This window comes from Sphingopyxis sp. NJF-3, assembly GCF_053514865.1.
On sequence record NZ_CM130726.1, the window covers coordinates 987609 to 1007597 of the forward strand.

General features: G+C 65.4%; 13 protein-coding genes. 1 reads left to right on the forward strand and 12 read right to left on the reverse strand.

The features are described from left to right. Positions 1–62: 62 nt before the first annotated feature. From ACOTSS_RS04685 to ACOTSS_RS04705, 5 genes are all read right to left on the reverse strand, one after another. Positions 63–1799 carry an ATP-binding protein gene (locus ACOTSS_RS04685; protein WP_448690369.1) on the reverse strand — a complete coding sequence of 579 codons (1737 nt, stop codon included), beginning with the start codon at positions 1797–1799 and terminating at the stop codon, positions 63–65. Beyond that, positions 1796–2845: an SIR2 family protein gene (locus tag ACOTSS_RS04690; RefSeq protein WP_448690370.1), complete on the reverse strand. Its 1050-nt coding sequence runs from the start codon at positions 2843–2845 to the stop codon at positions 1796–1798. The genes ACOTSS_RS04685 and ACOTSS_RS04690 overlap by 4 nt, the downstream gene beginning before the upstream one ends. A 102-nt stretch (positions 2846–2947) precedes the next feature. Further along, positions 2948–5584, reverse strand: coding sequence for an AAA family ATPase (locus ACOTSS_RS04695; RefSeq protein WP_448690371.1), 2637 nt, complete (start codon positions 5582–5584; stop codon positions 2948–2950). Further along, positions 5584–6702: a metallophosphoesterase family protein gene (locus ACOTSS_RS04700; RefSeq protein WP_448690372.1), complete on the reverse strand. Its 1119-nt coding sequence runs from the start codon at positions 6700–6702 to the stop codon at positions 5584–5586. The genes ACOTSS_RS04695 and ACOTSS_RS04700 overlap by 1 nt, the downstream gene beginning before the upstream one ends. Positions 6703–6726: 24 nt before the next feature. Beyond that, positions 6727–11481: a DUF3320 domain-containing protein gene (locus tag ACOTSS_RS04705; protein ID WP_448690373.1), complete on the reverse strand. Its 4755-nt coding sequence runs from the start codon at positions 11479–11481 to the stop codon at positions 6727–6729. A gap of 250 nt (positions 11482–11731) precedes the next feature. Between ACOTSS_RS04705 and ACOTSS_RS04710 the strand changes: the two genes are divergently transcribed. Next, positions 11732–12520, forward strand: a complete 789-nt coding sequence (locus ACOTSS_RS04710; protein ID WP_448690374.1) for a hypothetical protein — start codon at positions 11732–11734, stop codon at positions 12518–12520. 146 nt (positions 12521–12666) lie between these two features. Here the strand turns inward: ACOTSS_RS04710 and ACOTSS_RS04715 are convergent, their stop codons facing one another. From ACOTSS_RS04715 to arsH, 7 genes are all read right to left on the reverse strand, one after another. Next, positions 12667–14031 (reverse strand): aminotransferase-like domain-containing protein, encoded by a 1365-nt coding sequence (locus ACOTSS_RS04715; RefSeq protein WP_448690375.1) that lies wholly within the window; start codon positions 14029–14031, stop codon positions 12667–12669. A 6-nt stretch (positions 14032–14037) separates the two neighbouring features. Beyond that, entirely contained in the window at positions 14038–14457 is a 420-nt protein-coding gene (locus ACOTSS_RS04720; protein WP_448690376.1) for a DUF983 domain-containing protein, read from the reverse strand. A 279-nt stretch (positions 14458–14736) separates the two neighbouring features. Continuing rightward, complete coding sequence (locus ACOTSS_RS04725) at positions 14737–15132, reverse strand: MerR family transcriptional regulator (RefSeq protein ID WP_448690377.1); 396 nt, start codon at positions 15130–15132, stop codon at positions 14737–14739. Positions 15133–15186: 54 nt separating this feature from the next. Further along, complete coding sequence (locus tag ACOTSS_RS04730; protein ID WP_448690378.1) at positions 15187–15567, reverse strand: hypothetical protein; 381 nt, start codon at positions 15565–15567, stop codon at positions 15187–15189. 568 nt (positions 15568–16135) lie between these two features. After that, positions 16136–16354 (reverse strand): DUF1153 domain-containing protein, encoded by a 219-nt coding sequence (locus tag ACOTSS_RS04735; protein ID WP_448691289.1) that lies wholly within the window; start codon positions 16352–16354, stop codon positions 16136–16138. Positions 16355–16533: 179 nt separating this feature from the next. Beyond that, positions 16534–18906: a CHAT domain-containing protein gene (locus ACOTSS_RS04740; protein ID WP_448690379.1), complete on the reverse strand. Its 2373-nt coding sequence runs from the start codon at positions 18904–18906 to the stop codon at positions 16534–16536. Positions 18907–19226: 320 nt separating this feature from the next. Continuing rightward, entirely contained in the window at positions 19227–19985 is a 759-nt protein-coding gene (arsH, locus tag ACOTSS_RS04745; protein ID WP_448690380.1) for an arsenical resistance protein ArsH, read from the reverse strand. Positions 19986–19989: the final 4 nt, after the last annotated feature.

The window sequence follows — 19989 nt, forward strand, 5'->3', positions numbered from 1 at the left end:
GCGACATCAGTTGATAGGTCTCGGTTCCCAAAAGTTTTACTGCCACATAACTGCGACCCGGATTATTTTATGAGCGTCTGCCGGCGCCAGCTCTCGACTGCCTTGTCGAGCGCCGCTGCAGCCGCGGCGTCGGCCCAGCGATCCCAGAACTCGATCGTCCCGCTGAGCGGTTCATTGACGGGCTTGGCGATGCGGATGCGCGTCGGCAGCAGGATAGCGTCGCCGACCACCAGCGCCTCGCCGGTGTCGAGCACCGGCAGCAAGTCGCCGAACCCGCCCAAGCTGTCCGGCAGCAGGCGTCGCACGACGGTTTGATCGTCGCCGTTGGTCAGCCGCATGGCAATCAGATTGTTGCACTGGCTGACGACGGTGCGGTTCACTTCCGCCGGGCGCTGGCTGATTACCACCAGGCCGACGCCATATTTGCGGCCCTCCTTGGCGATGCGCTCGAAGGTCGCAATCGCATTCTCCGCCGCCCCGGACGTCGCGTCCTGCGGGATGTAGAGATGCGCTTCGTCGCAGAATAGCGCGACCGGATGCCGGGCGCCCTGGGCACTCCACTGCTGGACGTGGAACGCCATGCGCGCGACCATGCCCACGATCAGAGGCAGGATGTCCGAAGGCACCTCGGAGAAATCAATGACCTTCACGCCGCCCTGGCCGCCCTTCGCGGCCCGGCCGCCGAGCAACAGCGTGACGGCTTCGTCGAGCCACTTGTAGCTGTCGGCGACGCCGGGCGCCGGGAAGAGGAAGCCGAGCCGGCGATCGGTGCGCTTGCCTTCAAGGCGCTGAATCAGGCGGCTGAGCTTCCCGTGAAAATCACCCTGCTTTTCGGTTCGGGCGCCAGGCACCATTTCGGTGTTGAGCCGCTCCAGCGCGGCGAGCACGGATGCGATCTCGAAGGGCACCGGACTGTCGATGGTGAAATTGGCGAGAACATCGGTATGCCCGCCAGCCGTCAGGAAGCCGGTCTTGGCCTCCACGATGGCGCGGGACATGACCATCGCCTGATTGGGCGCGTTCTGGTCGCTGCGATCGACGAACATCGAGACCAGCGCCTCGTAGCTCATCAGCCAATAAGGCAGATGCAGCACCCCGTCGGCGAGACTCTTGCCCGCCTCGATGTCGCCCGGACCCGCGACGCGGAGATGCACGAATCCGTCGCCCGCCATCGACGCATATTCGCCGTGCATGTCGAACACGATCGCATTGGCGCTTTCCAGCTCGGCGACCTGTTCAAGCAGCCGGGCGGTCGTCCAGGATTTGCCGGACCCGGTGCTGCCAACGACGAGGGCGTGGCGCTGGAAGAGCTTGTTGCCGTTGACATAGGCTTCGGCGTTGGGATCGAGCGTATACGCGCCGAGCGAAAGGCGCTGGGCGCCTCCGGTCACTTCCGAGATCACTCCCATGAAGCGGGTCAGCCGCTCGCCTTCGAGAGCGAAGCAGCAAGCGTCGATCTCCGGCACGGTTTCGAGCGTGCGGCGGAAGATGTTCGCGCGGGTCCCATCGCGATCGAGCAAGGTGCCGATCAGCGTGATCCGGACCAGATTGACCTCGGGATGGGCCTCCTCGCCCCGTTCCACATCGGCCACCTTCGCCTCTTCCAGCGCGGTGCGGGTGATCTTGTGAATGACGCCGATCAGCTTGTGGCCGGCGAGGCTGCTCTGGAGCGCAACCAGCCGATTCACCTGGAGGGCGCGCAACGCCTCGACGTCGTCAACGCGCACGATGACCGTGGCCGTGTCGACCGATTGGACGCGCCCGAGCGCTTCTTCGTCCGCGAAATCGAGGATGCTCATGCCGGTGTCCCTGTTATGTGATCGAGGAATTGATCGAGCCGCCACAGCGGCTGGTCGAGATCGAAGCCGACCGGCGCGTCGTGCATATAGGCCCGCGCGCCCGCCGGGCCGTCTTCGATGGCGAGATAGCGCCGGCACCGCCCGCTTGTCAGGAAAGTCCTGGCGGTCGGTGTCAGCTCCTTGGTGATGACGACGAGCGGCGTGGAATCGCGGTCGCAGCGCTCGATCAGCTTGGTCTGGACATGCTCATCATTGAAGCCATAGCCGACGCAGAAATAGGCGCGGGCATTCTCCAGCGCATTGTCGCTGCACGCGAGGATCGTTCGGAAAGGCTCGCCATGGGTCAGGCGATATTTGTCGATCCCGGGCGTTATCATGAGCGGCGCATAATCGGGCGGGACGGCAAGCGCGCTGCGGATCCCGACGATCTGCTTGGCGGCATCCTGGAACCAGTCGAGCGAGCCGTGAACCTTCCACACCGCGACCGTGCGCATCTCGCGGCCCCTGATCGCAATCCGCGTCCTGGGATCGCGCGCACGCGATTGGAGATAGCCGTAATTGAACCCGGTGAAGGTGCTGACGTCCGCGGCGTCCGCGGCATATTCGGCGAGGCGATCGTAATTGGGCGTGACGACGTGGAGGGTCGTGTGGGTGCTGTCGAACAGGTGCCGGTAGAGCCGCGACAGCGGCAGGTGATGCCGATCCGCCAGCAGCGCCGACAGCACCGCCAAGTCGGACGGCAGCAGGAAGTCCCGCGTCGCGCTGGCGATGAAATGGGTTTGACGCTCGGTCGGGCGGACCGCCTGCAAGGCGCTTTCGAGATCAGTTCCGGCCTTGAGATGGGTCAGGAAGGCGTCCCATTCCTTATTCTCATCGGCCGTCCACGCGGCGGGCGGTGCCGCGCCCGTCAGATGCGTCGCGAGCGCGAACATGCCGGGGACGCCGTGGGCGGCCGATGCGCCGCTCCCGAGAATGATCACCGGGGTCGCGCTCAGCGCGCCCTGGGCAAATTCCTGCGCGATTTCGGCCGCGCTCTTGGCTGCCATATCCCTGCCCCCCTCGATCGTTCTAAGCGAACCGACACGCCGTCGGCGTGGTCCGCGACATGGCCGTTGCGCCGTGCGGAGGCGGAAAGGCGCCGCCGCCCCTCATGCGAGCAGAAGCCGCTTGGCGTCGAGGCCGCGATAGGCGCTGGTGCGGCAGCTCAGAATGATGATCTGCATACGCTGGGCGGCTTCGGCCAGGATTTCGAGCATGACCTCGAAGCGGTCGTCGTCCGCGAAGACGAGCGCGTCGTCGAGCATAAGCGATGCGGGCTTGCCCTTCTCGATCAGCAAATCGGCAAAGGCGATACGCGTCAGGACCGCAAGCTGTTCCTGGGTTCCCTTGCTGAGATCCTCGGTGGCTTCCTCGCGGCCGCACCGCGTGAGCAGGGTGGGCCGTAAATCCTCGCCGAAGACAATGCTGGCATTGGGTAGCAAGCGTCCGATGAAGGGGGCCACGCGCTGGGTGATCGGCGCGAGGAAGCGTCGGGCAGTCTCGCGCTGGGCGTCGCGGATGGTCTCGGTAAGGAGCGAGAGCATCTCGGCCTCCTCCTTAAGCCGATCATGGGCGGCGGCGGCGGCTTCCGCGAGCTCGGCGGCGACCGCGGCCCGGGTGGCGGGGCCAGCGCCGCCAAGCGTCTTGGCGCGCTCCTCAAGCTGGGCGATCTCACCGACCAGCCCGAGCCGGTCGTTGACCAGCCGTTCGCGGCGTTTGCGAAGGGCGTCCCGGCGCTGGAGCAAGGCAGCCTCGTCCAGCCCTTCGACGGCGCGCTGCGCCTCGTCGCGGGCCAGAATCGCGCGGGCTTCTTGCGTCTTGGCCGCGTCCAGCGCGGCGGTGAGCGCGGCGTCGTCCATCGCATCCAGATCGGCGGTCAGTTGCTCGACGAGCCGCGACACGTCGGCTGTCGTGCGCTCGACCTGGCCGGAGAGCTTGACGTTAGCGATCTGAGCTTCCTGCAACGTATCGAGCGCGGCCTGGCGACGGCCTTCGGCCTCGCGTTCGGCCGTGCGCGCCGTCTGCCACGCGCGATCGACATTCTCGGCCTCGGCGGAGGCGGCGGGCGATGCGCTCGCGCCCGGCCGCGTTTCGGACGCGAGGGCGCCGCGCAAGGATTCCAGGCCGGCGCCGATGTCGAGCGCCGCATCCTCGGGACAGGCGCCCTCAAGCTGGGCCGCGAGCAGCGCTGCGGCCTGCGTGGCGTCGCGATGCGCCTGGGCCGCTTCCTTGGCCGCGAGCGGCGTGGCGCAGCCGACGTTGGCGAGAAAGGCGGCGAGGTCCTGTTCGGCTGCGCGCAGCCTGGCTTGGGCCGGTTCGCCCGAAGCCGGCGGCGTGACCGACACCGACCCGATTCCTTCCAGTTCGAGACTCTGCGGCTCGCTGACGGGGACGCGCAGGCTGCCTTCGACCAGCGTGCCGTTGAGCTTCACGGCCGGCGCGGAGGGCAGCAGCTCGACCGAGAGGACCGCTGCCCCGGCGGAAGCGGCGGCCTGGGCCTCGGCGACCGTCTGTTCGAGGTTCAGCAAGTCGCTGTGCGCGTCCGGCGTCATCCGGTTGGCGTCCAGTTCCTCGCGGCGCGCCTGCAATTGGACCGCGATATCCTCGGCCGCCTCGAGCCGGAGAAAGGCGGCCGCCAGCGCACGCTGCCGTGCCTGAGCGGCTTGGCTGCGCTGCACCTCCAGCCGTCGTTCTTCGGCCGTCCGGAGGGCGGTGCGCGCCGTTTCGAGGGCGGCATTTGCATCTTTTTCGCTCTGGCGCGCGGCTTCCAAGACCGGCTCGTGATCATCGGCGGCGGCGCGTGCCGTCGTCGCAGCCTGATCGGCCTGTTCGACCTGCGCGCGCAGATCGCGGCGGGCGGTTTCGCGCGCTTCGAGACGCGCGCGTTCGCCCCCCGCTTCGCGGAGCAAGGCTTCGGCGGTGCGCAGCGCTTGGCCCGCGGTTCTGGCGCGATCAAGGTCGGCCTCAAGCTGGGTCAGTTTCTGCTGCTGCTCCGGATCGTCGAGTTCGGCAACCAGCCGCCGCTGTTCATTGCGTTTCACCTCCAAGCGCTCGAGCACGCTGTCGAATTGCTCCAGCTCGCCCTGTGCCGCACGGGCGTCCTCGGCCGCCGACGCGGCGGCCTCTTGTGCATCGAGAAGGCGGCGGGCGGGCCGACCGGTCGGTGTCTGATAGTCCGCGAGGCTGCGTTCGATCGCCTGAAGAACGGTGGCGGTTCGCTGGCCGCCCGTCACGGCGCCGACTTCGCCGGCGAGCACTTCTTCTAGCGTCCGACGGGCGCCTTGGCCGGGCGCACCGAGGACGAAGGATTGACCTTGCTCGACCCAGAGCAGACCCAAGGCGCCGCGGCTGTCGTCGTCGGCGCCGCGATTTCCGGCCCGCGCAAAACCGAGCAAAGTCTGCAAGCGTTCCTCGGCTTCGTCGCCGGTTGCCCGTCCGATCGGACCCTCGAGTTCGACTGAGGGGTTCTGGAGGAAGCGCTTGCGCAGCCGCCAGCTCGCGTCGCCGAGATCGAAGCCGAGCTCGATGGTCGGGGCGACCTCATCGCCATGCGGCCGAAACGAACGGATGCGATCGCTCCGCGAGCCGTGCCGCTCGAACAGCACGGCGCGCAGGGCTTCGAGGACCGTCGATTTTCCGGCCTCGTTCTGCTCGCATACGAGGTTCAATCCGTCCTCGAAGCCGGTCAGGTGCAGCGGTTGCCGGAATTTGCGGAAATTCTCGATGCGAAGCTCGCGGATTCTCATCAACGCGCCTCCAGCCGGTCGGCGCGGCGCTGCTCGACATAGAGGCGTTCGAGCGCCGCCGCCGCGCGCTTACCGGCGGCATCGTCGGTTGCCGACAGCGCTTGCAGCCGCTCGGCGGCGACGCGCAGCACGCCGTTGGCGTCGATGTCGGCAAGATCGGCGTCGGTCGGACGAGCGTAGAGATCGTCGAGATTGAGATCGAGCCAGCGGACCTCGTGGGCCAACTCGCTTTCGAGACGATCACGAAGCGCGACGCGCTCGGCGAGCGTGAGCAGGCCGGACAGCCGGAGCCGGAGCACGAGATGCTGTCGCTCAATGCCGGGCGCGAGATTGACGAGGAGTCCGTCGAGCTCAGCGGCGCTGCCAAGCGACCAGTTTTCTGACTTCCAGTGATAGCGGCCGATTTCCACCTGCGCGACGTCCGGCGTTTCGCCGGCCAGATCGACGCGGAGCGCCACGCCGCTCACCTCCCGATCGAAATCGTCGGGTTCGGGCGTTCCGGAATAGTGGGTCAGGGGATCAATCTCGCGGCGGCCATGCCAGTCGCCGAGCGCTAGATAGGCAAGGCCCGCGCGGCGGGCGCGGTCGGGTGCTATCAGGTTCGCCGCGGGCGTGCTCGACCCGAAATCGCGGATCGGGCCGTGGGCGAGGCCGATCCGTTTGGCGCCATCCGGCGTTTCGGCATGGTCAAACCAGGCCGTCGGATCATCCTGCGTCCGCTTATACTGGAGCGGCGCGGGCAGCAGCCAATATCCTTCGGCGAGTTCGATCGGCTGCGGTTCGAAACAGACGACCACCGTTTCCGGCGCCTCGCCGGCCAGACGGCTCCACAGACCGTCCGCGCGCGCCGGATCATGGTTCCCAGGCAATAACACCCAGCGGATGTCGGCAGCAGCCTTCATGCGCGTCAGAGCTTGGCGATAGATCCGGTCGCCGGGCTCAGGGCTGTCGAATACGTCACCGGCCACCAGCACGAGGCCGGCATCTTCGCGTCGCGCCGCGGCCGCCAGCGCATCGATCGCGTCCAGCCGCGCTTCGAGCAGAGCAGGGCGCGCTTGTTCCGATGCGCGTCCGAACGGCTTGCCGAGCTGCCAGTCAGACGTGTGAATGAAACGCATTGGTTTCTCCGATTCGGACGGGCTTCATTTGACGAGCACCAGCAAGTCCCCGCGCTCTTCCAGATCACCTGACTCGAGCGTGCGGTCGATCACAGCTTCGATGACCGCCCGAAGCTGCGCGCTCGTAGAGAGGAATCCGAAGCTTCGCGATACCGCGAGCACGAGATCGTGGCGACCGGCGCCATAGTTGGCGTTGACGATATCGAGGACCGCCTGCCGGATTTCGGCGGGCGGCAGCATTTCGGGCTTGCGAAGCGTCGGCGAGGTCACGCCCGAGCGATCGCGCACGACGAGCGGCTTGCCCGGCCAGGCATAGAAGGGTCCGCCCTCGATCAGCCCCTTGCGGACCGCGACGCCGAGCGCGCGGTCGACATGGCCGCGGATCCGGCTACCGGCGCGCGCGAGGCCCCAGAGCATCCGGATGCGCGCCGCGACTTCGTCGCCATGGATCGGCGACTCGATCTCGACGACCTTCGCGGCATAGTCGGCCATCAGCGCGAGCGAGGTCTCGTGCGGCTCGGCGGCGCGGATGACGGGAAAATCGGCCTCCACATAGGCTGAAGGCTGCGCCTCGTGCCGCGGCTTCTCACCGACAATCGCGGTCACGATATCGGTGTCGCCGACCGTCTCGGCCTCGAAGCTGACGGGCACTGCGGGCGGAGCGCGATAGCCTTCCTCGTCGCGCGCCGCCCATTCCGCCTTCGCGCCGGCGACCGCCGCCTCGATCTTCGCGAGCTCGGCCTGAGGGCGTAGATACCAGTCGGCGCTCCAGACCCGGTGAATGATCCAACCATGCGCCTCGAGCACCTGCTGGCGCAGCCGGTCGCGGTCGCGTGCCGAGCGCGAAGAATGATATTGGGCGCCGTCGCATTCGATCCCGAGCAGGAAGCGGCCCGGCTTTTCGGCATCCGATATCGCGAGATCGACTCGGAAGCCCGATGCGCCGATCTGGCGCTTCACGTCATAACCTAGGACCTGCAGGCGCTCGCAGACCTGGATTTCGAACTCGCTGTCGAAATCCTCGCCCGATACCTCGCCCATCCCGAAATGGCCGGTCTCGGCGAAGGTCAGGAACAGCTTGAGCGCCGCGACGCCGCGCGCCTTGGTGCGCTCAAGATCGATGTCGGCGCCGGTGAAGTTGCAGAAAATCTCACAGCGCAGCTTGGCGCGCGAGATGAGCACGTTGAGCCGGCGCTCACCGCCCTCGCCGCTCAGCGGGCCGAAGGCGTGCGCGAGATAGCCCTGCTCGGTCTTGCCGTAGCCGACCGAGATGAAGATGATGTCGCGCTCGTCGCCCTGGATATTCTCGAGATTCTTGACGAAGAAGGGCTCGGCGCTGCCGCCCAGAAAATATTCCTCGACGTCCGAATTCTCGCGGCGCAGCAGCTCGAGCTCCTTGAGAATTGCCTGGCGCTGCGCGACCGAGAAGGTCGCGACGCCAAGCGATTGGCCGGGATTTTCGCGCGCATGGCGGATGACCGCCGCGGCGACATGCTGCGCTTCGCGGACGTTCGTGCGGGTGCCGCCGCGGTCGTAATGCGCATCCTTCAGGAGATTGAACTTCAGCCCCATGCCGGCAACCGCATCATAAGGGCTCGGCACGATGAAGAGCTTGTTCTCGTAGAATTCGCGGTTCGACACCGCGATCAGCGACTGGTGCTTCGAGCGATAATGCCAGCTCAGCATCCGCGAGGGCACGCCCTTGGCAAGGCATAGCTCCAAAATGCTCTCGGCGTCCTTGGCCTCGATCGTGATCCCTTCGTCGACGTCGTCGCTATCATCCTCGCCTGTGAGCTTCTTGAAGAAGGCGGTGGGCGGCAGCTGCTTCTCGTCGCCGACGACGACGAGCTGGTCGGCGCGCGCGATGGCGCCGAGTGCATCGACGGGCTCGATCTGGCTCGCCTCGTCCATCACGAGCATATCGAACTGCAGCGCGCCGGGCTTGAGGAACTGCGCCACCGAGAGCGGGCTCATCATGAAGACGGGCTTGAGCTGCTGGATCGCGGGTCCCGCCTTGTCGAGCAGCACCCGGATAGGCGCATGGCGGCGCTTCTTCGCGATCTCGGCGTTGAGAATGCCGAGCGGGCCGATGCCCGCGGCGCCTGATGGGCGCCCGGCGGCATGCGCCGCGACGATCTGTTCCTGCGCGAGCGCGATCCGCGCCCTGTCGAATTGGCGAAAGTCGGCGACGGTCGCATTGTGATGATCGCCATCGAACCCGCGCAGCTCGGGCCAGGCCTCGAACAGCGCCTTGCGAAGCACCTCCGCATAGGCATGCGCGAAGGCGGCGGGCAAATCCTTAGGCGCAATGGCGCCATCGAGCAGTGCCGCGACGAGGCTGGCCCCGCCCGCCTCTGCGAGCGCGCGGGCGCGTGCATAAAAGGCGGTCCAGCGGCTCAGCCCCTCGAGGTTGGCGGACCAGCCCTCAAGCCGGCCAGCGAGGCGATCGAGCGGAGCTCCCGACAGCGCGTCGGCGCCGAGCGAGCGCCCCAGATCGAGATTGAGGTGTCCGAAGAGATCGCGCAGCGATGCATCGAGATTGGGAAGCTGGACGCCAAGATCGGCGCGCGCGCGCTCGAGCGCAGCGACGTCGGCGCCCGCGGCAAGCCGCGCCCAGACGCTATCGGGCTGCCCTTCGTGGCGAACGCGCCAGGTGCGGACCGCCTCGAGCCGGTCCCAGTCGGACCGCTCCCCCTTCCAGGCGCTGCCGAACATCGCGCCCGCATCGCTTGCTTTCTCGAACGCGGCGCGCGCGGCCTGCGCCTCTACCGCTTCATCGATCAGGGCGATCCGCTCGTCCTGCGAGCCGGGTAGTTCGATTTTCAGATAGGAACGGAGCAGCGCGAGCTGCGCACGGTAATTGCTGTCGAGGATGCGGAAAAGGCTCGCGCCCTTGGTGACGACCGCGAGGCGGATCGCGGACCAGTCGGCACCGAGCCCCGCGGCATTGATCTTGGCTTCTGCGTCACTCCAGAGCGCGGCGAGCCGCCGGCCCGCCGCGATCAGCTCGGCCGCGCGCTCCGCGTCGGACGACCAGAGCGGATCGCTCATCGCCGCGAGATCGGCGCCCGCGGGGATCGGGGCCACCGATAGCTCGCCGAGCGCGCTGGTGAGATCCGAGAACAGCGCGGCTTCGTCGGTGCCCAGCTCGCGCGCCGCGACGCCCGCGACCGCGCGCGCGCGAGAGAGCGCTTCCGCGGCGATCCGGATCCGCGCGCCGAGCGCTTCGCGTTCGACGGGATCGAGCGGCCCGCAATGGACGCCGATCCAAGGATCCGCCGCCGGCTCGCCGAGCGCCTTTGCACGTTCGGCGACCTCGGCCGCAAGCGCCTGAATCTCGGCGGCGCGCTGCCGCGACCAGCTTTCGGCCTTGGCCAGCGGATAGGCGGGGGTGCCCACACGGTCCCCCACGGAGGCGAGGCGCCCGAGAATCGCGTGCGGTGAGAGCTCGGAGGGCGCGAGCGGCGTGTGAAGACGGGCCGCGAAACTATTGAGATCGTCGCCGGTCGACCCGAGCTTGTCGACGACGGTGAGGTCGCCGCGCGCGCTGCGATGCTGTGCGTCGCGGGTGCGCTTGAGCTCTTCGAGGAGCGAGCGCTTGTTCGCCTTGTTCGAGTGGAGCTCGAGCGTCAGCGGCCCGAGTCCGACCTGCTGGAGCCGGCGATGGACGACTTCGAGCGCCGCCATCTTCTCGGCGACGAACAGCACTTTCTTGCCGCGCGCGACGGCGGCGGCGATGATGTTGGTGATCGTCTGCGACTTGCCCGTCCCGGGCGGCCCCTTGACGACGAGCGACCGCCCGCCGGCGGCCTCGGCGATGACCACGGTCTGCGAACTGTCGGCGTCGACGACATGATGAAGTTCGATCGGACGAATGGCGTCGTCGATCCGGACGTCGTCGGCGACGATCGGCTCGGTCGCGGGAAAGCCGTCGCGCAGCAGTGCGGCGATGGTCGCCTTCGCGTCGATCGCGCCCTCCGCCGGCCAATTGTCGGGATCGAGATCGCGGTACATCAGGAATTTGGAGAAGGAAAAGAAGCCAAGGACCATGGCGTCAGGCAGCACTTCCCAGCGCGCCTGGCTCGACACGGTAGCAGCGACCCGCGCGCAATAGGCGGCGAGATCGACCTCGTCCTCGTCCTTGAAATCCTCGATGACGAGCCCGAACTCGACCTTCATCTTCGCCTGCAAGGTGAGATTCGGCGAGGGCGGCTCGTCGCGGCCCTTGAGCTTGAACCGATCGGCCGCGCTGCTGCGATCGAGGCGGACGGGAAGGAGCACGAGCGGGGCGTGGCGGGCGATGTCGGAGCTATCGCTGTCGTACCAGCGCAAGAGCCCGATCGCGAGATAGAGGATATTGACCCCCTGCTCTTGTTCGAGCGTCTGGGCGTCGTACCAAATGTCGAAGAGCCGCTTCTGCAGCCCTTCGGAGGTGAGGCGCGTCTGGAGGCGGAGGTCGCTGTGCCGCCCGGCGACGCCGCGCGCATCGACAGCGTCTTCGTCGGGCTGCGGGATGCCGCCGGTGACATCGTCGTCCGGATCCAGCTCGGCGCGCTCTTCGTCGCTGAGCTTGACGCCGGGAAGGAAGCTCAGCGCCTTACCGTCGTCGAGAAGCCGGAACACCTCGGTCGATTTCTCGTCGACGATCTCGATGGCTCGATTGTTGCGCGTTCGAAGCGGCGTGTTGAGGAGGCGATTGCGCGTCGAAAGATCGAGAAGCGCGTGGCGCTCCTTCAGTAAGCGGTCCCGGATCGATGCGAGCGGTTCAATATCGGCCATGATTCTCTTCCCCCTATCCAAGGGCTATACCGACAGCGAGGGCCAAGCCAAGCGACGAAAGTCGAACCTTGTCCCGATTAGGCAAGCAAATCAGCCATTTTCCGTCGCTCCGATTAACTTAACGGCCACATTGGATCAATTTTTGTTTTAGAATTAGCGAAGCGGCCTTCCCGCAGCGCGGCCTCAAAGCCATAACAGTAGCGGGAAGACCTTCGGTGCAGCGAAGCGCCGGAGCGTGAGGGGAATATGAATGACGACTCTTGGGAATCTTGCCCGGCTCGGCGGCAGCAGCAGCGCGGTGCCACCACTTCCGCCCGGCATCGAACTTGACGAGGTTGCGGATGATGAGGAAGTCGCCTCTTCACCCCCCGACACGCCGCAACCGATCTCGGCGTACGTCTGCATCATCGAATATAAGAACGCCATGCGGCGTATCATCTGCCGGCGCTACGAGCGCAGAGGTACGCTCGCCTATGTCGGTGCGATTTGCGAGAAGGTGAACAGGTATAAGCAGTTTCGCTGCGATCGTATCGCCGGCGTCTTCGACGCAAGGTCGGGCGAGATGCTCGGAGACGGCAGTTTCTTCGCGCGCTTTGCGGTCGATGCAGAACTCGACCCAACATCGGGCTGGGGACTTCCCCGCGCGGATCGGACGCTGCTCACCGCCGGGCTTAATATTCTCGCCTTCATGGCGAGGTGCGACGGTGTCTGGCATCCACTAGAAGCCGAGGTGATCGACAGTTTCGTTTGCAGCCTGTGGCTCCGCAGCGAGTGGGCCGGTGAACCCCCAGTTCCAGAAATTGTTGCGCATAGTCAGCGTCTCGCACCGAACGCGGATGACTTTTTTGCCGCGCTCCGTCTCTATACGCAAAACGAACGCGCGGGCCGGATCATTCGCCGCGCGGTTGGTGACCTTATCGCCGCCGACGGATTGATCTGCGATAAGGAACTCGAATGGGGCGCCGAAATTGATCGGTTCTTTCGCGATTATGACGACGTAACCTTTGAACGTGAATTCCGCGCACGCCTGATTGACTGACAGGCAGAGTCGGGACCGTTGCTCTCGGGTGCTCTTCGGCATGCGAGCCCGCCGCCCAGTCGTGACTGCCCGTGGGATGTCCGCTTAAATATATTTGCGCCGGACAGCGGCCAGACCGCAATCGGCCATTTCATGCGGCATCCGGATCAGATTACCCCCGGCATTGATCCGGCGGACGACAGAAATATGGAGAGCATCGTCAGCCCGCGCCGCACGCCCGATACGTCGATCGCTCCGCCAAGCGATACGCGTAAGGCGGGCGCCCTTGTTTCGCCGGGTGAAAAGCTGTCGGCCGGTATTGCGGTCATGCCGGCGCCGGCGAGCGCGCTGCTGATCTGCGCCGCGTTGCCGTCGGCGCCAAGCGGGACCCAAAGATGGTAGCCGCAAGGGTGGGCGGCGTAGCTCGCGCGCAGCAGAATCTCTGCCGCGATCGCCTGGCGCCGCATGGACTCGGCGCGCGTTTCGGCGACCAGCCGGTCATAGCGTCCATCCTCGACCCAGCAGGTCAAAAGCGCCGCGTTTAGCGGTGGGGCCATCACATTGTTGTCGTGCACCTGTGCGGCCAAGGCCATCGACTGACGCAGCGAGGGGGCACGGACATGGGCGACGCGTAGCGCGGGCGAGATGATTTTCGAACTGGTGGCGACGTACCAGCCAAGTTCCGGCACAAGGCTGGACAGAGGCGCCAACGGCCCCTCGTCCAGCAAGGCATAGGCATCGTCCTCGATGATCTGAACGCCGTACCGGCGCGCGACCTCGGCGATCGCCGCGCGTTCGTCTGCCTTCAGCGTCGTCGTGGTCGGATTGTCGTTCGTCGGCACGAGGTAAAGTGCGGCAATCTTCCCTTTTCGGCAAAGGGCTTCGAGTTCCGCCGCTTCGATGCGGGCCATGGGCGCGAGCTTCAGCCCGGCCTTTCGGGCGAGCGCGAGGAAGCCCGGGTAGACATAAGGTCCGCAGGCAACCGTGTCGCCGGGCTTCAGTGTCGCGCCGATAATGGCGTGCAGGGCATTTTGCGAACCCGCGGTCACGACCACCTCGTCGGGATGGCTGGCCAAGCCGATTCGTTCAAAAATCCTTGTGCCTGCGATCCGGTCGGCTTCGCACCCGCCCGCGGGAGCGTAATGGAGACGGCCGCCCGCTCCGGGCGCGCTCAGCAGGGCACTGGTCGTTCGTTCCCACGATGCGAGCAGCGACCCGCCCTCGACTTCGGGCGGCATGTTCATGCCCGTATCGCGCGGAGGTGGCCCCGCAGCAATCATGTCCTGCGGCAGGACGAAGCTTCCGGCGCGTCCGCGTGCCACGATCAGCCCGCGGCTTCGCGCCCGGTCATAAGCCTTGGTGACGGTCGTGAGATCGACGCCGAGACGGGCGGCGAGATCGCGCTGCGGCGGCAAGCGGTCACCGGCGCGCAGTTCGCCCGCTTCGATCGCCGCGGACACCGCGTCGGCGATCGCCAGATATTTGGGGCCGCCAGTGCGACCGAGATTGGGTATCCAATCCTTCTTGATCACGCTTGGTCACTCCTCTTTCGCACGCGCATTGAGCTTGTCCCATAGCGCGCCCGTGCCCGCTTCCTGCGCCTTGTTCACATATTGCGATGCGACCAGCCATCCCTTGATCGGATGCAGCGCGAGCACGCAAGGGATGATCATGAGCGGCACCGAGACAAGAGCGTGCATCCACCACGGCGGGCTAAACGCCACCTCGAACCACACCACCAGAAAGATCAGCGGGAAAGCGATGAAGCATAACGAAAAGAATGCCGGTCCATCGTCGGGCGTCGCAAAATCATAGTCCAAACCGCAGTTGGGGCATTGATGCTCGACCTTCAGCCAGCGCTTGAACATTTTGCCTTTTCCGCAGCGTGGGCAGAGGCCGTGGAGGCCGGATTTATATATCCAGCCCCATTTTTCGCGAGCCTCAAGTTCGTGCGCCATATAAAATGCCTATATATAGCCATGCAATAAACCATACATAAGTTGCACTCGTGAAACGTCCAGTCGCGAGGCATCTCATTCGTAAATGCGCATGGCTGGAGGGCGTGGTCGCAGCACATCCCAATCATCCGTCAATAACAGTGTACCGATTCAGATCACTGAGAGCCCCTTTTTCCCCGGCAGAAGGGTAGCAGTTAAGGATGCCAAAATGGGTGCGACGAACCAGGGGCCGCTATGTTGGGACAGGAATGGAAAGCGGTCGGTCCGCTTCCGGCCAGCCTAGGCCAAGTCGGGACCCAGCGTCTCAATGATCCGGCAATCGCCGATCGTGTCCTGCTTGCACGTCGTCAGCATTCGGCTGAGCTCCGCGCGCATCTTGCCGAGATCTGCGATCTTTGCGTCGATTTCCTCAAGATGCCGTGTCGTGATTTCGTCGACCGCGCCGCAGGGGCGCGATTTGTCGTCGGCAAGCGTCAGCAATTCGCGGACATCGTCGAGCCGGAAGCCCAAGTCGCGTGCGCGCCGTATAAACGACAGGCGCTGGCCATGCTCGCAGCCATAGCTGCGGTAATTGGATGCGGTCCGCGATGCTTGCGGGAGAAGGCCTTCCCTTTCGTAGAAGCGGATGGTCTCCGTCTTCGTTTTCGTGATCCTAGCAAGCTCGCCGATACGCATGATGCCAACCTTATAGTTCGTGCAAGGTCCGTATAAGAGTCGGCGGCGATCGGCTCAATGGTCGCCGCCGAATTTGAAGCGAACCCCGCCGTTGACGACAAAGCCGTCAGTCGGGGCCCAAGCGTCGGTGGTCCAGCTGCCGTCAGGCGCGCGCTGTGGCAGCAAGATCGGATCATATTTCGTCTGGCGAATGTTCAAGATATTCTCGGCGTTCACGAACAAGCTGACCTTGCCGAGGGTGATTTCCCCTAGAGCACCCAGCTCGAAATAGGGCCGGCTGCGCGTGCGATAGGGATTGTCGTCAAGCTGCTGGCGACCGGTGTAATAGGCTTCGATCCCGATGCGTCCCTTGCCATGCTCTTCCCACATGCCGACGAGTCCGGCGGTGTGACGCGGCGTGCGCGGAGTCGTGCGTCGGCCGGTACCTGAGACCACTTGCTGCCCGCCTTGCGCGGTGTGAAGCGGACAAGCCAGTGTTTATCGTCGTACTTGTCGAGCCGCCCATCGATCCAGCCGTGGCAGAGCGCAGCGTCGATTGCCTCGCGCTTCGTCACGCTGGCGATGCCCGATCCCGCCTTGGCGAACTTGATCCAGAGCCCAGGAGAGCTTGCAGGCTGCGCCTCAAGCCAGCGCTCCAAGGCTGCCGCATCGGCAAAAGCAAGGACCGGTAGGCCGCAGTGATCTTCGGCCATCGGACGCTCTCCTTTTAAAATTTGGCCACGACGCTTTTTCGATATTCATAGCTCAGCATGAGCGACAAATTCCTAGCATGGCTGGCTCTATCGAACATTTTTTCATTCGCAATAAGTCAACCGCCGCTTTCGAAGAATCCCTCCCCAAAGCAGACCGAGCGCAAACGGCCATAGGCAGCAGTGCCGGTCGCCTTGTCTCGGTCTGATGCCGGGCGGATGGGAAAGGACGGCGCGAGAGGGACCAGTCTGCTCGCGCCGCCCTCGTGGCACCGCGCGCAATTGTGGGGGACGCGCGGTACTTTCGGTAAATCTCATCGCCGTCGATATTGTCGCATCTTCGTGACCCGGAGTCCCGGAATACCGGCGCGATCAAGCGTGCGCCGCCAGCCATCGAGTTCTTCCTCGCTGAGCCGGTATTTGCGGCAGGCGTCTTCGAGCCCGAGCAGACCGCCGTCGATCGCCGCGAGAACCTCGGCCTTGCGCCTGGCGACCCAATAGGTCGTCGATGACGACGGAAGGTCGGCCATCATGAGCGGGCCGAGCGGCCCGGCGACCGATACCGGTCTTGTTTCCAGTTCGAGCACCGCGAACTCTCCATTCGCGCGGCTGAAGCCGCTTGCTGTGCCCCCCGCACGAACAATGCGCGGACGAGGTTAATGAAATCTTGCCAAATGGCGGCAGATGCGGCGAACGGTTGGTCGCGAGCAGATCAGCGACCGACATCGCCGATCAGCGAAAAGGGCGCCCAGGCGCTCGGGTGCGACCAGCTCTTGAGATAGAGATCGTCGCGCGCGTCGTTGCGGATTTCGCGCTCGACCCGCTGCAGGGCTTCGGCGCGCGACAGTTTTGGTTCGCTTTGCAAAATCTCGAACAAGCGCACGGTGAGTACGGCCGCGACATCGTCACGGACCGGCCAGTGCGAGGCGAGCAGGCTCTCGGACCCGGCAAAGAAGAAGGCGCGGGCAAGGCCGGACAGGCCGGGCGCGCCGGCGCGGCCGTCGCCGGCCGCTGTGTTGCAGGCCGACAGGATGACCCACCCCGCGTTGATGCGCAGTGCCGCGACTTCGCTCGCGGTCAGCAAACCATCATCGGCTGGGCTGGCCGCTGCGGGCGGCGTGAAGACGAGGCCGGGTTCGCCGATGTCGCCGGCCTCGCCCGCGACGAGGCCATGCGTCGCGAGAAACAGAACCGAGGCGGACGCAAGGTCGGCGGCCTTCAGCTTTGATTCCGTCGCTTCGCCTGCCAGGAACAACTTTGCCTTGTCGGGGCCGACGAGCGCCTCCATCGCTTTCAGCTCCTTCGCGGTTCCCGGAAGCCGGGCCAGCCTGCGGAGCGCCGCCGGATCGGCAAGCTGGGTTTCGCCGCTCGAGGCGCGCCAGATATTGCTCGCCAGCGGCGTGTTACCGCCGCGCGCAAGACGGGTTCGACCTTCGACGCCGCGCGTTTCCGCATTGCCCTCGAGTAACGGGTCGCCGAAGCCGATCATGCCGCTTGCCGCGTCGGCTCCGTAGCGGCCCGCCACCGCCCTGAGAAGTTGAAGCGACTGGAGCGAGGGAAGCTGGGCGATCGCTATTTTATCCGCGAACCAAGGCGTAGCGCGCAATGTGGCCGGGTCGCCGTCAACGCCTGCGGGCGTTTCGGTAACGAGGATGCCGAGGGGCAGGGACGAGATCGAACCCGTCGCGGACGTGAACAGATGCCGCTTGCCGGCGAGGGCCTTGGCGACGGGAGCTATCAGCTCCTCATAGAGACGGAAGGCCGTGCCGCGATCGAACGGGAAGTCGCCTTCGCCTTCGGCAGACCAACGCTCATCTTCTTCGGGCGTCACGTCTATACTCGCGCCGACATCCCAGAGCAGCCGGCGCACATCGCTTGCCAGCTCCGCTTCGGTCATGGCGGAGCGGTGCCAGTCGATTCCTTCGCGCGTCACGACAAGACTGTGCGTGCCGCGTGCCGTGGGCACGATCATCAAGAAGGCTTCGTCGGCGGCGAGCAAGCCCTTGGCGGACGCCTCGTCGAGCAGCGCTGGTTTCACCAGTTCGAAATAGCCCGGCGTTGCAGCGGTTAACCGCGCATCGATCGCTTCGAGCGCTGAATTGGCCGTGCCGATCTCCTGCCAGAGCGCGCGATCGGCATCGCTGCCTGTTTTTACGCTTTCGCTTCTGGCGAAGAGGGCGCCGAGTTCGGCGGCCTTGGCATCGCGCTCAACTGCGAGTCCGGCGGCGCCCGATGCAGCGGCGGCGCGCGTCGCTGCCGATCGCGCCAGCGCGCGCGAGGTCCGGCCTGACATGATATCCTGCAAGACCAGGAGCGCGTCAGCCTTGGCAGAGCGGCTTGTTTCGCGGGCTTCCCAAAGGGCGTCGGCGTAGAGACGCGACCATTCGGCAAATGTTTCTTCGCCCGTGTGGGTGGACGGATCCCTCTCGGCGAGCTCGACCATCTGTTCGTCGAGCACACCAACGCCGAAGCCGCGCCGATAGGCAAGGGAAGACGCCGCAGCGATGCGAGCCGACGCCAGTGCCGATGTCGCATCGCCGCTTTCGAGCGCGAGTTTGGCATGCGCGGCCGCCGCCATGCCGAGCGCCTTGCCTTCGACCGTGCGTCCGCGCGGTACCGTGCGTTCGGCTGCGTCGGTCAGGTTGGCGCTGCCCAGCCAGGCTCCAAGCACGTCGGCCAAAATTCTTGTCGCCTCCGGCTTTTGGCCGTCTTCTGCCAGCGAGTCGGCGAGGGCGCGTACGGCATAGAGCGTATCGCTCGAGCGGTCGCCCTGGAGCTTGCGACGAATGTCGAGAGCCTGCGCGCGAAGAACGGCATCCTCGGCCCAGCGCTTCTCCGAATAATATTCGAAAGCTAGAAGCTGGAGGGCGTCGGCATGGGCGACGCTGTCTTCACCATGATATTCAGAAATGAGCTTGGCGCGTTCGGTGAGCAGCGCGATACGCGCGGCCTTGTCGCTATAGGGTAGCGCGCTCTGGCGTTTCCTGATGTCCGCCATGCGCTTGTCGAAATCGGCTTTTCGGGCGTCATCGTAGGGTTGGGGCGACTGCGCCTGGGCGGGCGGCACGCAGGCAGGGGCGATCACGCAGGCGATCGCGGCAAGCTGTCCGAAAAATCTGCGCATCGCCATCCGCCCCCGCTGGTCTGTACTGAGCTAGCCGCCGATCGCGGGGGCGGCAACATGCCGATGGCCGAATTGGCGTTTCTATCCAATCGCAGCCTGTAAGTTTGCCCAACCAGCGCCCCGTGACCCACGAGAGCTCGACCTCATGAGAGGACGACTTCTTCATCTGGCGTCCGCTCGGTCCAACCCGGGCGGGCGTTTTTTTCCTTCCCGCGGCGAATGAACGGCCGCTATCGGATACGAAGCCCAACAGCAGACAGCCAGCTCGCGGCCAAATCCGATCATCTAGTCCCGGGCAGTTCCGCCAGTTCCGCAGGCGTCACGATGGGCTGTTTGCGATCTTTGCGTTCTGAATACCGGTCGACGAGCTGGTCGGCATGGCCGCGCGTCAGCACGGTGAAGCGCACCAGTTCTTCGGCGACATCGACAATGCGGTCATAATAGCTCGACGGCAGCATCCGACCGGCCTCGTCGAACTCCGCATATGCCTTTGCAACGCTCGACTGGTTGGGGATGGTGATCATCCGCATCCAGCGCCCGAGTATGCGCAGCGTGTTGACGCTGTTGAACGATTGCGATCCGGCCGACACCTGCATCACTGCGAGCGTGCGGCCCTGCGTCGGGCGCATACCCTTATAGGCAAGTGGCAGATGATCGACCTGCGCCTTCATGATGCCGGTGATCTGACCGTGGCGTTCGGGGCTGCACCAGACCTGACCTTCGGACCAGAGCGAATGCTGGCGAAGTTCCTCTACGGCAGGATGGTCGTCGTCGGCGATCAGGTCGGGAAGCGGAAGGTCCGACGGATCGAAGATGCGCGTCTCGCATCCGAAGAGCTGGAGCAGCCGCGCGGTCTCCTCGACGACCAGCCGCGAATAGGAGCGTTCGCGCAAGGATCCGTAGAGTAGCAGGATGCGCGGCGCGGGATCGAGCGGTCCGAGGCCGAGCGCCGGCTGCGTGCAGATATACTCTGCATTCAGGGCGGGGAGGTGGTCGGGATCGGCCAGCGAGCGGAGGCGCGTATAGGTCAGTTCTGTCATGATA